11 protein-coding genes and 2 pseudogenes are annotated in these 13,870 nt (G+C 67.6%); 5 read left to right on the top strand and 8 right to left on the bottom strand.

Annotated features, from left to right (window positions below; all coding sequences use genetic code 11):
- Positions 1–253 precede the first annotated feature (253 nt).
- Entirely contained in the window at positions 254–637 is a 384-nt protein-coding gene (locus ABZV38_RS31080) for a VOC family protein (protein ID WP_356331760.1), read from the bottom strand.
- Positions 638–981: 344 nt separating this feature from the next.
- On the opposite strand from ABZV38_RS31080, the gene thpR reads away from it, so the two are divergent.
- Together thpR and ABZV38_RS31070 are read left to right on the top strand one after the other, a co-directional pair.
- Positions 982–1,578 carry an RNA 2',3'-cyclic phosphodiesterase gene (gene thpR / locus ABZV38_RS31075; protein ID WP_356331759.1) on the top strand — a complete coding sequence of 199 codons (597 nt, stop codon included), beginning with the start codon at positions 982–984 and terminating at the stop codon, positions 1,576–1,578.
- Complete coding sequence (locus tag ABZV38_RS31070) at positions 1,575–1,820, top strand: hypothetical protein (protein WP_356331758.1); 246 nt, start codon at positions 1,575–1,577, stop codon at positions 1,818–1,820. Before thpR ends, ABZV38_RS31070 begins: the two co-directional genes overlap by 4 nt.
- Here the strand turns inward: ABZV38_RS31070 and ABZV38_RS31065 are convergent.
- From ABZV38_RS31065 to ABZV38_RS31045, 5 genes are all read right to left on the bottom strand, one after another.
- Positions 1,801–2,592, bottom strand: a complete 792-nt coding sequence (locus tag ABZV38_RS31065) for an ABC transporter permease (RefSeq protein WP_356331757.1) — start codon at positions 2,590–2,592, stop codon at positions 1,801–1,803. The two genes, ABZV38_RS31070 and ABZV38_RS31065, sit on opposite strands and share 20 nt — an antisense overlap.
- Positions 2,589–3,599 carry an ATP-binding cassette domain-containing protein gene (locus tag ABZV38_RS31060; RefSeq protein WP_356331756.1) on the bottom strand — a complete coding sequence of 337 codons (1,011 nt, stop codon included), beginning with the start codon at positions 3,597–3,599 and terminating at the stop codon, positions 2,589–2,591. The genes ABZV38_RS31065 and ABZV38_RS31060 overlap by 4 nt, the downstream gene beginning before the upstream one ends.
- A gap of 82 nt (positions 3,600–3,681) precedes the next feature.
- Positions 3,682–4,524: a DUF4097 family beta strand repeat-containing protein gene (locus ABZV38_RS31055; RefSeq protein WP_356331755.1), complete on the bottom strand. Its 843-nt coding sequence runs from the start codon at positions 4,522–4,524 to the stop codon at positions 3,682–3,684.
- A gap of 82 nt (positions 4,525–4,606) precedes the next feature.
- Positions 4,607–5,125 (bottom strand): hypothetical protein, encoded by a 519-nt coding sequence (locus ABZV38_RS31050; RefSeq protein WP_356331754.1) that lies wholly within the window; start codon positions 5,123–5,125, stop codon positions 4,607–4,609.
- A 334-nt stretch (positions 5,126–5,459) separates the two neighbouring features.
- Positions 5,460–5,762 (bottom strand): DUF6245 family protein, encoded by a 303-nt coding sequence (locus ABZV38_RS31045; RefSeq protein ID WP_356331753.1) that lies wholly within the window; start codon positions 5,760–5,762, stop codon positions 5,460–5,462.
- 1,285 nt (positions 5,763–7,047) lie between these two features.
- Between ABZV38_RS31045 and ABZV38_RS31040 the strand changes: the two are divergent.
- Positions 7,048–7,191: pseudogene (locus ABZV38_RS31040) on the top strand (helix-turn-helix transcriptional regulator); the annotation flags it as partial.
- A gap of 75 nt (positions 7,192–7,266) precedes the next feature.
- Here ABZV38_RS31040 and ABZV38_RS31035 read toward each other — a convergent pair.
- Positions 7,267–7,799, bottom strand: a pseudogene (locus ABZV38_RS31035) (IS982 family transposase); the annotation flags it as partial.
- Between the two features lie 133 nt (positions 7,800–7,932).
- Between ABZV38_RS31035 and ABZV38_RS31030 the strand changes: the two are divergent.
- Entirely contained in the window at positions 7,933–8,238 is a 306-nt protein-coding gene (locus ABZV38_RS31030) for a hypothetical protein (protein ID WP_356331752.1), read from the top strand.
- 868 nt (positions 8,239–9,106) lie between these two features.
- Complete coding sequence (locus ABZV38_RS31025; protein ID WP_356331751.1) at positions 9,107–10,108, top strand: GlxA family transcriptional regulator; 1,002 nt, start codon at positions 9,107–9,109, stop codon at positions 10,106–10,108.
- A 751-nt stretch (positions 10,109–10,859) separates the two neighbouring features.
- Here ABZV38_RS31025 and ABZV38_RS31020 read toward each other — a convergent pair.
- Positions 10,860–13,586, bottom strand: a complete 2,727-nt coding sequence (locus ABZV38_RS31020) for a multifunctional oxoglutarate decarboxylase/oxoglutarate dehydrogenase thiamine pyrophosphate-binding subunit/dihydrolipoyllysine-residue succinyltransferase subunit (protein ID WP_356331765.1) — start codon at positions 13,584–13,586, stop codon at positions 10,860–10,862.
- Positions 13,587–13,870 lie beyond the last annotated feature (284 nt).

The following is a 13,870-nucleotide window of genomic DNA, read 5'->3' as shown; positions in this document are numbered from 1 at the left end:
GCAACGGGACTCCCGATGATCGCCTTGCCTCAGCAACAAGTTGATCTATCAGGACGTCCCGTTGCTCATTCACCAGGGCTTGACCTGCCGCTCAAGACTCAAACGCAACGGTGTTGACTTCATGCCTCCCAAACCAGTGTCGAAGTGCTGTCCGTTCTCATGGACGAAGCCAGCCGGCAGCGTCCTCGGGAAAACATAGGGTTCCACCACGGCGGCCGTCCGCGACAGCGCGCGGTTTCGATATGGCGGGACGTCACATGGGCTTCAGCTGCGTGCGCAAGAGACAGAACTCGTTGCCCTCGGGGTCGGCCAGGACATGCCAGCTCTCTTCTCCGGTCTGGCCGATGTCGACAGGCACGGCGCCCAGTGCGAGCAACCTGGCCAGCTCAGCGTCCTGGTCGCGGTCGGTGGCGTTGACATCGATGTGCAGCAGGAGCTTCCCGAGCCGGGGGTTGCGGCCCGCATTGAAGACGAGGGTTGGCTGTGCGCCGCCGAATCCGACACCGGGCGGGCCGATTTGGATGCTGCCGTCAGCTTCTCGAGCCAGCTCGACGTAGCCGAGGACATCGCACCAAAATCCGGCCAGCCGGCCAGGGTCTTCCGCGTCGATGACGAGTTCGCTGATTCGGCATGCCATGCAGCGAGGATAGGTGCGCCGGCCCGGCCCTGGCCCCATCCGAGCGGCACGAGTGTTCGAGGCGTCCTACGCGGGTGTGAGATTCCCGCAATAGCGGCCACGGCGGAGCCGAAGTTATGGACAGGGTTTGATGTTGTCCGTCGTCCAGGAGTTCTTCGGCGCTGCCACCCCGACCGGCGGAACGCGGCCCAACGCAGGCTGGCATGCTCGTCCCCTGGTCTGTGGTTCCAAGCCGCGCGGCCCTGTCGCCACCCGCCAGAAGTGGCTTCCTCGGCACCGCGAGCGCCTCTCCTGCAGTACCTGGGCCGTCGCATCCACTACCCGGGTGCGGTACGAAGTCCGGTGTGAACGATCAGACTCAGCCCGCGACTGTTCGCGTGTTCATCGCCCTCGCCCCGCCCGACCACGCGAAAGAAGAACTAGCCCGGGAGCTGCGCCCCGCCTATGGCACACACCCTCACATGCGGTGGAACCGCATCGAAGACTGGCACATCACCCTGGCGTTCCTCGGGGAGCTACCGGCCGAGACAGTTCCGCTCCTGCGACCGCCTCTCGCCAACCTTGCAGCGGACCACCAACCACTCTGTTTGGCACTACGCGGCAGCGGAACCTTCGACGACCGGGTGCTGTGGAGCGGAATCGACGGAGACCTCGATGAGCTGCACATGCTCGCCGCCGATGTGCGTACCGCCGTCAAGAACTGCGGGGTCGCCTTCGAGGATCGGCCCCTGCGCCCCCATCTGACGTTGGCCCGTGCCCGCCGAGGAGATCGATCCTCGGCAGGAGAAATCGCCGAAGGGTTCGCCGGCTTCACCGGATGCCGATGGCTTGCCGAACGTCTGCACCTGGTCGGCAGCAACGTCGGCCGTAGCCGCGGACCGATCCACTACCGCGACATCAAGGCTTGGACCCTCGGCAACGGGAACTCCACTGGATCTTGAACGAACCAACGGCGACCTGGGAAAACGTGATCACCTCGGGGGCTCCCTCAGAACTCGCGCATCAGGCGCTGGGCGATCACAGCACCGTGGCGGCGCGGGCCCGGCAGGCGGCGGAGGACGCCGACGGGGCGGCGCACGCCGACGCGGTGTCGGAGTACGCCGCCCTGGAGTGGGACGAGTTGCGGGAGGCGGGCCTCAAGCTGCTGACCGGTCCTTCTCCCGCTACTTCGGGTCGCGGTTGAACAGCGACTTGGACCAGAAGTAGCCGAGCACGGCCAGCCCCAGGCACCAGGCGACCGCGAGCCACCCATTGTGGCCGATCTCGCTGCCCAGCAGCAGCCCGCGCAGCGTCTCGATGGCCGGGGTGAACGGCTGGTACTCGGCGATCGGCTGGAACCAGCCCGGCATCGCGTCGACCGGGACAAAGGCGCTGGAGAGGAGCGGCAGGACCATCAGCGGCAGGGCGTTGTTGCTGGCCGCCTCGGCGTTCGGGCTGGACAGGCCCATCCCGACCGCGATCCAGGTGAGCGCCAGGGCGACGAGCGTCAACAGCCCGAACGCCGCGATCCACTCCAGGGCGGTGGCGTCCGTTGCCCGGAACCCGATGGCCACGGCGACGGCCCCGACGAGGACCACGCTCATCACGCATTGCAGCACGCTGCCGGCGACATGCCCGATGAGCACCGACCCGCGGTGGATCGCCATCGTACGGAAGCGGGCGATGATGCCCTCGGTCATGTCGTTGGAGACGGACACCGCGCTGCCGATCGTGGTGCCGCCGATGGTCAGCATCATGATGCCCGGGACGAGATACGCGATGTACTCGGACCGGTCCGCCCCGCCGTCCCCGATGCCGGCGCTCATCACATCGCCGAAGATGTAGACGAAGAGCAACAGCAGCATGACCGGGGTGAGCAGCAGGTTCAGGGTGAGGGACGGGTAGCGCCGCGCGTGCAGCAGATTGCGGCGCAGCATCGTGGACGAGTCGCGCACGGCGAGGGAGAGGGCGCTCATCGGACAGCCTCCTTGGCCTGGTTGGGCTGGCTGGGCTGGCTGGGCTGGCTGGGCACACTGGAGCTGGTCAGGGCGAAGAACACGTCGTCGAGGTCGGGGGTGTGCACGGTCAGCTCGTCCGCCTCGATGCCGGCGGAGTCCAGCCAGTCGAGGATGGAGCGCAGCTCGCGCTGGCTGCCACCGCTGGGGATCTGAAGCGACAGCGCCTCGTCGTCCCTGGTGACCTCGCGCAGAGCGGAGGCGGCGCTCTGGTACGCGGACGAGTCGGAGAAGCGGAGCCGGACGTGTCCGCCGGGGATGAGCCGCTTCAGCTCGTCGGCGCTCCCCTCGGCGGCGACCTTCCCGTCGTTCAGTACCGCGATGCGGTCGGCGAGCTCGTCGGCCTCCTCCAGGTACTGGGTGGTGAGGAAGACGGTGACTCCGTCGGAGACCAGCTCGCGGATGATCTGCCACATGTTGTGGCGGCTGCGCGGGTCGAGGCCGGTGGTCGGCTCGTCGAGGAAGGTGATCCGCGGGTTGCCGACCAGCGTCATGGCGATATCCAGACGCCGCTTCATGCCGCCGGAGTAGGTGGAGGCGGGCTTCTTCGCGGCCTCCACCAGATCGAAGCGCTCCAGCAGCTCGGCGGTGACCCGCCGCCCCTCACGCTTGGACAGGTGGTGCAGGTCCGCCATGAGGAGCATGTTCTCCTCGCCGGTGATCAGGCCGTCGACGGCGGAGAACTGCCCGGTGACGCCGATCGCGGCGCGGACCCCGTCCGGTGACGTGGCGACGTCGTGGCCCGCGACCTGGGCCTGCCCGCCGTCGGCGGTGATGAGCGTGGACAGGATCTTTACGGCGGTGGTCTTGCCCGCGCCGTTCGGGCCGAGCAGCGCGAACACGGACCCGGCCGGGATGCGCAGATCGATGCCGTCGAGGACGGTCTTGTCGCCGTACGACTTGCGCAGACCGACGGTGGAGACGGCGGTCGGCGACGGGTGACCGTCACCCTGTCTGGATGTGGGCATGACAGAAGAAGGCATGGGGCCCTCCCGTTCGAAGGCTGAAGTGGCTGGGGAGTGAGTTGAGTTGAGGCCGGTTCTTCTGGGGTCAGGCCTTGGCTCGGCGGACGTCGATGTTGCCGTGCCGGGTGCGGGCGCGGATCTTGACGGTGTCCTCGGTCTTCTCCGGGGTCTCGGACGCGGTGAGCGTGTTGCGCACCTGGCCGGAGCCCGAGCTGACGTCGAGCCAGGCGGCCGTGCCCTCGCGGATGCCGACCTCGATGGCGCCGTAGGAGGTCTCCAACTGGACGGTGCCGCGGGCCACGTCGTCCACGCGCAGGGTGCCGTGGGCGGTGGTGGCGGTGACCGAGTCCTCGGCGCGCCGGATCTCGATGTCGCCGTTGGCGCCGCTCACCCGCAGCTCGCCGGTCGCGGCGCCGACGGTCGTGGTGCCGTGCGAGTTCTTCAGGACGGCGGGGCCGTCGATGAGGCCGACGCGCAGGCTGCCGGAGCTGGTGGTGATCTCGGCCATGCCCTCGACCCGGTCCACGGTGATCGAGCCGTGCGACGCGGTCAGCTTCAGCGGGCCGGTGGTGTCGAGGCGGACGTCGCCGGACGAGGTCTTCACGCGGACCTCGCCGAGCCGGCCCTGGCCGAGCACCTGGGTCCAGGCGCCGGACATGTCGATGCGCGAGCCCGTGGGCAGTTCGACCGTCACGTCGACGGTGCCGGTGCGGCCGAACAGATTGGACTTGGGCGTCCTGACGGTCAGTACGCCGCTCGCGTACGTGGCCTCGGTCTGGTCGGCCGCCCGTACGTCCTGGTCCCGCTTCTGGTCGCGGGGCCGCACCTCGACGACGGTGTCGAGGCGGTCGCGCGCGGTGAACTGGATGGAACCGGCCTCCACGTGCGCCGTGGCCGAGATCGGTTCGGGAGTGTCGAAAGAAGGCATGGCTGTCCCGTCCTCTTGGGTCTTTGGGTCGTCCCCGATGGTGGGACGTGGTGTGGGTGAAGTGGTGCGGGCGGAGGTGCGGCTAGCGCACCCAGCCCGTGAAGCTCTGTCCGATGGTCTGGGTCTTCTCCGTCGTACGCGGCCGGGTGCCGCCGTCGATCGCGGCCGACACGGCGCGCACCAGCCACGCGTTGACCGACAGGCCCTCGCGGCTCGCGGCCTCCTCGGCGCGCGCCTTGAGGTGGGCCGGCAGACGCAGGTTGACGCGGGCGGTGCCGCCCTCGTCGCCGTCGGCCAGGGCCGGGGTCTTGAGCGGTTCGACGGGCGCGGCCGGCTCCGCGGGGGCGCCGCCGCCGGTGGGCGGCGGTGTCACCACGAAGTCGGGGTCGAGCCCGCGCAGCCGTACGTCGACCGAGCCGGGGGCGAGTTCGCGGGTGATCTCGTCCGTCGCGGCGGAGAGCACATTGAGCATGGTCAGCCGGGTCGCCGACTCAAGGGGAGCGGTGAGCCTCTCTGCCAGCTCGCGGGCTTCGTCGCCGCCGGCTTCGGCGGCGACCGCGAGTTCGCGGCGGAGGGTGTCGATATACGGAGTGAGATCCATGACGCCATCATGGCACCACAATGACTCCACACGCAAGGCGCGAGGTGACATCTCTGGGTCGGCGACTGACACAACCCCCTTGACCTGCAAAAACACCCTGGCGCCTACCTGAGCGATTGTGCCGCCATGCGTGCTCGTGTGCTTTTGGGAGCGTGAAATGGCGCCGGGCGACACCGGATGGCGCCAAGCCGTGCCACCCGACGTCATGTGATGCCATGCGATGTCGCAAGGGGGGTGGCCTGCCCCCGCCTCGCGGTCTGCCGCTGGGCCGAGCCCACCCGAGGCGGCATGATCGGGCCCGCCCCGCCTAGCCAGGGCATGTGTGAGGTCGTGATCAAACGCGCCGACCCGGATCCGCCCTCCGGGTGGATCCGGCAGGAAGACGGTTGTGACGCGCAGGCAACTCGCCGATGAGCAATGGACGTTGATCGAGCCGCACCTGCCGATAGGCGACTACGTCCGCCTCGGTCTGCACCACTCCCAGCTCCGCATTCACCAGCCGTACCCGGTGGGCGTCCTCGCCTCCGAGCCGGGCCGCCTCCGCCGCATGCTCCTTCAGCTGTTCTGTACCTGGTGAATCCCCGCCGCCTGATCCGAGACGCTCCCCGTATGCCGACGATCTCGACGTCGGGGTCACTCTGGTCCCGAGTGATGTTGGCTGGTTCTACAGTTCCTATCCAGGAGGCGTAGATATATATTCGCCCCCAGTGCTGCCGCCCGTGACGCTCTGAGGACGGCGCATCCAGCCTGGCTCTCCACCGACCGAAGCGGCATGCGAGCTCCTCGCCCTCCCGCCACCCCTCGGCGCCTGCGGTGGCTGGCCTGATCGGCCGGTTCCGGGGTCGTGCATCGGATCCCACGCAGGCGCAGATAGGCTCGGTCGGCGCGTGAGGAGTGGGCCTTGTCGGCCTGCACTCGCAGGGGGCGGACGCGAGGACGCCCCATTCCGAGCCGGGGAACGCGGATGCCTTCCAGGACGGCCGTGAACTGCGGGCTGTCGCCGCGCCGGCCGGCTGTGACTAACAGCAGAGTGGCCTCTGCCTTTGTTCGCAGGCCAGGTGAATCTTCGTAGTCCAGCCTCCCCGGGACCGGCCCAGACCATGGTCATCAGGCTCACTGCGGCTTCCACCTGGCGGCTCCTTCTGGCCCTGCCCGTCCCGGGCGGGCACCAGACGCGTGCTGATGAGCCCGGCAGATCGTGGAGTCGACGTTCACTTCCCAGGTAATCAGCCCGGCAGTATCTGCCCGGGACTGCAGCCTGGTCAGCAACACCGACCACGTGCCATCACGCTGCCACCGGCGGAAGAGCCCATAGACCGTCTGCCACGGTCCGTACTCGCCAACGGATCCCGTCGATCAACTTCCGCCGACACATCGAGGGGCTGCCCATCACAGCGACCGGCAACAACGGCGCGAGCGCCGCCCATTGGCCATCTGAAAGATCCCCTCGCCCCACACCAAGAGCATCACGCCTCGGGGTGGGCCAGAGAGTCCACTTCCAAAACGCGGCCTAGAGGTTGTCCCGTATGGGGTGGTAGTTATCCCCTGGGGGTCATGTTGTGGAGCAGTTGGCCGGCCTGAGACCAGGGCTCAGGACCCAAAGGGCCCCATGTTCTGGCTCTTAGCGTTCGCCGTGCCCAGCCCTTGTGCGAGTCCCTGGTTCGCTGCCCCACGCTCCAGTGCCCCGCGTTCCCCCGAGCCGCCTCTGCGCCGCAGCGCGACCAAGCACACCCCGACCGCGGCCGCGAGCACAACCACCATGGAAACAATCAAGATCATGTGTCCCCCGTTTGTCTGGCGGAACCGTCCTGTGGTCCTGTGTTGATCTGCATTGTCGCCTGCCGCCTGTTCAAAGGGAAGTCCGATTCTTGTGCGCTTGGGATATCCCGGGTCGGCGCCTGCCGGAGCCGGCGGCCCGCAGGCTGGCCGCCTCCGGCCTGACCAACAAGCAGGTAGCAGAGCGCCTGTTCCTCTCCCACCGGACCGTCGGCGCCCACCTCTACCAGATCTACCCGAAACTGGGCCTCACCTCCCGTGCCATGCTGCGAGACGCCCTGGAATCCTGATCTCCCGCGGAGAACCAGCCGTAGACAGACAGAGGCGCACTCACGGCCGCTGCACCTGGATGAAATTCCAAGGGGTCAGTGGTCACAGGCCGCCAGTGAGCGCAGGACGGGTTGTCCGGTGTGGTCGCTGTGCCAACTCGCGGCGGTCAGCGCGAGGACTCGCAGCACGACGCGGACGACGACGCCGCCGGGCGTGCGCCCTCGGTGCTGTTCGAGATCGAGTTGGCCTTCGAAGGTCTCCTCGACCGACTCGATGACCCGCCGCAATGGCTTGAACAGGGACGCTCCGGGCCGTTCCGGCTCGCCTTTGCGGGCCGGCCGCAGCAGCCGGATGTCCTGCTCGGCCAGTTCGTGTTCGAAACCCCGGCCGAAGTAGTTCTTGTGCCGATCAGTGTCTGGGCGGGCCGGCCGGCAACGAGGCCGGGCCCGGCCGCAAGCAGGCCCAGCAGGGCCTCTCCCTCGTCAGCCCTTGGCACCGGTCAGGGCGAAAGCGACGGACAGGCCCTGAAGGGTGCACACGAGGTGCAGCCGCAGACCCCAGAAGAAACGGCTGCGACTGGCGCAGTACCCGTACTCGGCCATCCGGCCAGGTCGGAGCGCTTGACGGTCCCGATTCCGGCGCCGGCCGAAGAACCGTTTCGCCACGTCCCGTTGGACGACCCATGAGCCCGACGTCGCCCGAGCGGAGGTGAACGGACGGTGATCCTACGCCAGTTGGACACGTCGGCCAGGTTCAGCAGCATGGATGCGCGAAAGAGAACTGTGGCGTTGGCTGCGCTGCTGGGTGCGCTGTGCGGCTCCGCGGTGACAGCGGGCGCGACGATGGCGCTGAGCGATGATGCCGTGGTTTCGGTGGAGTCGCAGGTGGCGGAGCCTCAGACACATGCCGACTACATCCGAAAGTGGGAAGCCGCGCTGGAGAAGTCGGGGAAGAAACTTCCGCCGGGCGTGGAGAAGATGACCGACCAGGAGATCTTCGAAGCGATGTGGTCGGAGCTGAGAAAACATATCGTGCCCAAGGAGCAGCCGGCGGTCCCCGCCGACTGACACCAAAGCGAAGGGCCGCCCTCCCCGAGGAAAGGGCCGCACTCAGCGGAAAATGTCCGAACCGGTGTCGTGTGACCGCCCGCGTTCGGCGATGGCTGGACGGACCTCGTGTTGCCGCAGGAGCCGCCGGTACCTGCCGTGACCGCGGTCGACGGACAAGACATCCGGGCGTCCTTGACCTTGTCGGTGAGGGTCGAGACCGTCTGCGTGGACACGGCCCGCGTCGTCGGCCTCGGCCAGGTACGCGAAGATGTCGCCGCGCGTCAGCCGCCGCGCGGACAGGGAAAAGGGGCACCTCGTCGACGCCGGCCGGCCGGCGCTGCCATTCCTGGACGGTCTGCGGCCAGACACTGTCCTCGTGGCCCCGCGGCACCACGATCCCGGTGCGAGAAGTAGCAAAGCAGCAGCTCCGCGCGACTCCCGATGAACGCGCTGGGAGGCTGTGCCTCCCAGCAGGTAGTAAGCCGGTCGTGGCTTCGCTACGGGTCACGGGCGCATGATGAACACACGGAAATCCGACGGCGGGGCCGGCCATGACCCGGTCCCTGATCTGCGGGGAGCACCCGCAGGCCGGCGCCTCAACGGGTCGGCTACGGCCGTCGGACCGGGATCCTGCAAGACCGCGGCACCTATCAGGACACTGCGTGGCGCGTCCCGCAGGGCACGTTCGACGGTGCGCACCAGGCCATCGGGGTCAACTACTTCGGTGCTCGGGCCGTTTGTCGGGCGATCGCCTCGGTCCTGAGGCGAAGCAGCGGCGGCGTACCGGCGAGGATGCTGTCGATTCGATCCAGTGTCCACACCATGCACGGCCCGGAGGCATCCGATGAACCGCAAGCGCCCTGGAACGGGTCCGCTCACTGTGAGAGTGTTCGTCTTTCCGGGGGTGCGGCTGCTCGATGTGACCGGTCCCATCGAGGTGTTCACGACGGCGAACGAGTTCGGCGGGCACTACCGGGTGCAAATTGTGTCCGAGGCCGGGGCGCAGGTGATCACCTCCGCCGGGACGCGCCTCAGCGCTGACCTCTGCGTCGACGATGTGCACGAGCCGTGCGACGTCCTGGTGATCCCGGGCGGTCCGCAATGGGAAACGGTGATCAAGGACGACGCTCTTTTGGATGTCGTCCGGCAACTGAACGAGAGGAGCAGCTGCACGGCGTCGGTGTGCACAGGAGCGTTTCTGCTGGCCGCGGCCGGACTCCTCAATGGGCGCCGCGCTGCGACGCACTGGCGGCATTCACGGCAACTGGCCTCTCGTTTCCCGTCCGTGAAGGTTGAACCGGACGCCATCTTCGTACGGGACGGGCAGATGATGACTTCGGCAGGTGTCAGCGCCGGTATCGACCTGTCCCTGGCACTGGTCGAAGATCACTACGGTGCGGAAGTCGCACGATCGGTTGCCAAGGACATGGTCGTCTTCATGCAGCGACCGGGTGGCCAGTCCCAATTCAGCGTCCGCTCCCGGACGTCACACACCCAGCAGGAGACGCTCCGCCGAGCCCTGGATGCCGTCGCCGAGAACCCCGGGGCCAACCACACCCTGACAGCCATGGCCCGCAGGGCAGGCATCAGCGTCCGTCACGTAACCCGGCTCTTCCGCGAAGAGGTGGGAACCACTCCAGCCCGGTATGTCGAGCAGGTCAGGCTGGAGGCCGCCCAGGTGCTGCTCGAGACAGGCGACGACCCCATGCCGGTAGTCGCGCGACGCACAGGATTCGGCTCACCCGAATCACTCCGCAGAGCGTTCGTGCGACACCTGGGGGTGACACCCGGCGCATTCCGGACCAGCTTCCGAACGACCGGGCGCGGGCACGAAGAACACGGTGCCCGCGCCGACGCCGCGCGGCGGCGGCGGCGCTGCAGGGCGTGAGCAACCGCCGGTCTGTTCCCCTGCTGTGCGAAGACCCTACGGTCCGTACCCACCGGACCCACCCAACGCCGCGTCACATGCCAGCGACGGAAGCCAAGGCAAGGTGCAGGTCACCGCCGGCGAGGCAACCACCCGCATGATCCGACCGGTCCAAGACCGATCGCGGTGACCGTACAGCCGTTCTCGCACGTACGGCCACTGACGCCGGCGGGCCCGCGCCGCCGATCTCATAGTCATGAACGTGGGCCAAGCCAAGGACAGGTACTGATCCAACACGTCCCACGACAAGAGACTCCCGTCAACCGCGAAGTCCGGCCAAGGACCGCCCCGTAACCCCTGGTGGATCAGCGCACGGCCTCGATGCGGCACATCACAACGCAAAGGGCCGCCCTCGTAAGGGACGTACTCGGGCGTTCCGACAACGCAGCGCGGTACCGTAGCTGTTATCGTGCGCCCGACAGGGAATACGAGACAGCCCCGAGGCAGCGCGCGCTTGTTGCAGGCGCGAAGCTTGCACTCCGCGTCGGTGTCCACGCGCGTCCATCTGGTGCCCTCGGCCGGACTTCTTGACGACCGTCGGACGCCCGCACTGGTGCTGTGCCGGCATGGCGCCTCCGTACAGGCCCCATGCAACCGGACACTCCTCGGATCCGGTCCGAGAGGTGTCCGGAACAAAAAACCGCGAGCCGCAGTCCGCGGGGCCCGACTTCCGCACCGTTGCAGCCGGCACGGTCAGTTGTGGGCAGCACGGTCAGTGGAACGCCGACATCACGAGATCCTGCTGTTCGCCGGCATGCCGCCGGGCGGACCCCGCGGCGGGGGCCGGCGCCTGCGTTCGGCTGACGCATGCGATCGGACGGCTCGCCAGCCGGTGCACATGTGGTCCCACGAAGGACCATGCTCCTTGGTTCTCCGGCTCCTCCTGCACCCATCGCACCTCGGCGTCGGCGGGGAAGCGGGCGAGTTCCGCGCTGAGCTCGTCCTCCGGGAACGGGTAGAGACGCTCCAGGCGGACGATCGCGGTGTCCGACAGGTCAGCGCTTCGCCGATGGGCGTCCAGGTCGTAGAAGACCTTGCCCGAGCACACCAGCACGCGCCTGATCCGGGCGGTGTCCGCCGTCTCGTCCGCTATGACCGTACGGAACGCGCCCGTGGTGAGCTCCGTCAGCCCGGAGGTGGCTGCCTTCGACCGCAGCATCGACTTCGGGGTGAAGACGACCAGTGGCCTTTTGTGCTCGCCGAGCGCTTGCTGCCTGAGCAGATGGAAGTAGTTGCCCGGCAGGGAGGGCATCGCGACGGTCATGTTCCCCTGCGCGCAGAGTTGGAGGAATCGCTCGATCCTGCCGGAGGAGTGGTCGGGCCCCTGCCCTTCCAAGCCGTGCGGCAGCAACAGCGTCACCCCGGAGCGCTGACCCCATTTCTGTTCGGACGACGAGATGTACTCGTCGATCACAGTCTGGGCTCCGTTGGCGAAGTCGCCGAACTGGGCCTCCCACAGCACCAGAGCGTCGGGCCGCGCCAGTGAGTAGCCGTACTCGAAGGCCAGCGCTCCCAGTTCGGACAACATCGAGTCGTACGGTGCAAAGCTGGCAGCCCGCGGGCCGAGGGAGCTCAGCGGCGTGTGCTCCACGCCGGTGCGCCGGTCGGTGAGCACAGCGTGCCGTTGGCCGAACGTGCCGCGGCGGGAATCCTGCCCGGCCAGTCGCACCGGAACCCCGTCCAGCAACAGGGAGCCAATGGCCAGTGTTTCTGCGGTGGCCCAGTCGATCGTTCCCGCATCCAGCATCGTGGTACGCCTCCGCAGCTGCGGAAGAACGCGCGGGTGCACGGTGAAGCCTTCCGGCATACCGGTCTGGGAAGCCATGACGTGACGGGCGGTCGCCTCAGTGATCGCGGTCGCCACCTGGGGGGCGGCCACACTCTGAGCATCCACAGGGTTCACGGGCTTCGGGGACTGGGGCGCCGACAGCGCCCGGGTCTCGGTGAAGGCCCGCTCAAGGTGCCCCTGATAGTCCCGCAATGCACCTTCCACCTGCCGCTCGCCGATGTCCCCCCGGCGCACCAGCGCCTCGGCGTGCAGCTTGCGCACCGAAGCCCTGACGTCGATGCGGTCGTACATCGCCGGCTGCGTGATGGAGGGATCATCGACCTCGCTGTGCCCGTGGCGCCGGTAGCAGATCAGATCGACGACGACGTCCTTGTGGAACGTCTGACGATAGTCGAAGGCCAGGCGCGCGACCCGGGCAACGGCCTCGGGGTCGTCCCCGTTGACGTGGAAGATCGGGGCTTCGACCGTCCTTGCCACGTCGGTGGCGTATAGGCTCGAACGGCCGCTGGCGGGCAAGGTCGTAAAACCGAGCTGGTTGTTGATGACGATGTGGACCGTCCCGCCGGTGCGGTAGCCGGGCAGCTGTGACATGTTCAGCGTCTCGGAGACCACGCCCTGACCGGCGAATGCCGCATCGCCGTGCACGACGATCGGCAATACGGGGAACGCTTCGCCACCGTCTGCGGCCCACTCCTGCTTAGCGCGCACCACCCCCTGGGCCACCGGCCCCACGATCTCCAGATGCGAGGGGTTCGCCACGACGGAGACCGCGATCGTGCCGCCGTCCAGGGCACGGTAGGTCCCTTCCGCACCGAGGTGGTACTTCACGTCGCCGGATCCCTGGACCGACCGGATGTCTACAGCATCCTCGAATTCATGGAACATCTCCGCGTAGGACTTGCCGATGATGTTGGCCAGAACATTGAGCCGGCCCCGGTGTGCCATACCGATGACAGCTTCCCTCACTCCTTGCCCGATGGAACGGAGCAGCAGGGCGTCGAGCAGCACGATCGCCGACTCGCCGCCTTCAAGCGAATACCGCTTGTGCCCCACGTACTTGGTCTGCAGGAACGTCTCAAAGGCCTCTGCCGCGCCCAACCGGTAGAGAATCTGCAATTGTTCGGCGACGTCCGGCCGGGGCCGAGGCGATTCGATCCGCTGCTGGACCCAGCGACGTTCCTGGGAGCTTTGGATGTGCATGTACTCAGTGCCGACGCTACGGCAGTAGAATTCCTGCAACGCATTCAGCACGTTACGAAGAGTCATGGTGGCCTGCCCGGCGAACCCGTCGACGACGAACTCATTTTGCAGGTCATCGTCTCGCAGCCCGAACGCCATGATGTCGAGCTCCGGATGTGCGACCACCCGCCCCGCTCTGAGCGGGTCGGTATCGGCCACCAAATGCCCGCGGACTCGATACGCGTCGATGAGCGCGGCAACACGGACCGCCTTGATCGCCGCCTCGCCCGTACTCTCATGCGCAGTCGTCGCACCATTGCCCGCCTGCCGACCGGCCTCCGGAACCGGGGACGCGAAGAACTCCCTCCAGGTCCGGCCGACCGAGCCGGGGTCGTCCAGGTACCGCTCGTACTGCTCGTCCACGAGCCATTCATTGATGCCGAAGCGTGATTGCGACGCCACTGTGTGGATCGCCTTCTTTCCTCATCCGGAACGACTGACCGCGAACACGGCCGCACTGCCCGGTCATCACTCACCGTGCCTGCGGACTCCGCTACCACCGACCATCCGCCGTGGACGCGAACCCATCCGACCCTGTCGCCCCACCGACGCCAGGGCATCACGGGAGCCGAAACAGACACCCAGGAATGCCATAACAGCGTCACATCAGGACATCGCAGTAGGAACGCCGCCTCCACGGCTTCGTTGATCTCCAAGAACAGCGTTTGCCGACGGTTTCCGAAGGCCGTTGGCGA

Source organism: Streptomyces sp. NPDC005181 (assembly GCF_040608395.1).
Lineage (GTDB): Bacteria > Actinomycetota > Actinomycetes > Streptomycetales > Streptomycetaceae > Streptomyces.
This window is presented reverse-complemented; position numbering and strand designations above follow the sequence as displayed.

Bases quoted from the DNA above. Each gene is read 5' to 3' on its own strand.
- ABZV38_RS31080 (WP_356331760.1), bottom strand. From the start codon at position 637: ATGGCATGCCGAATCAGCGAACTCGTCATCGACGCGGAAGACCCTGGC.
- ABZV38_RS31065 (WP_356331757.1), bottom strand. From the start codon at position 2,592: ATGAGCGCCCTCTCCCTCGCCGTGCGCGACTCGTCCACGATGCTGCGC.
- ABZV38_RS31060 (WP_356331756.1), bottom strand. From the start codon at position 3,599: ATGCCCACATCCAGACAGGGTGACGGTCACCCGTCGCCGACCGCCGTC.
- ABZV38_RS31055 (WP_356331755.1), bottom strand. From the start codon at position 4,524: ATGCCTTCTTTCGACACTCCCGAACCGATCTCGGCCACGGCGCACGTG.
- ABZV38_RS31050 (WP_356331754.1), bottom strand. From the start codon at position 5,125: ATGGATCTCACTCCGTATATCGACACCCTCCGCCGCGAACTCGCGGTC.
- ABZV38_RS31030 (WP_356331752.1), top strand. From the start codon at position 7,933: ATGGATGCGCGAAAGAGAACTGTGGCGTTGGCTGCGCTGCTGGGTGCG.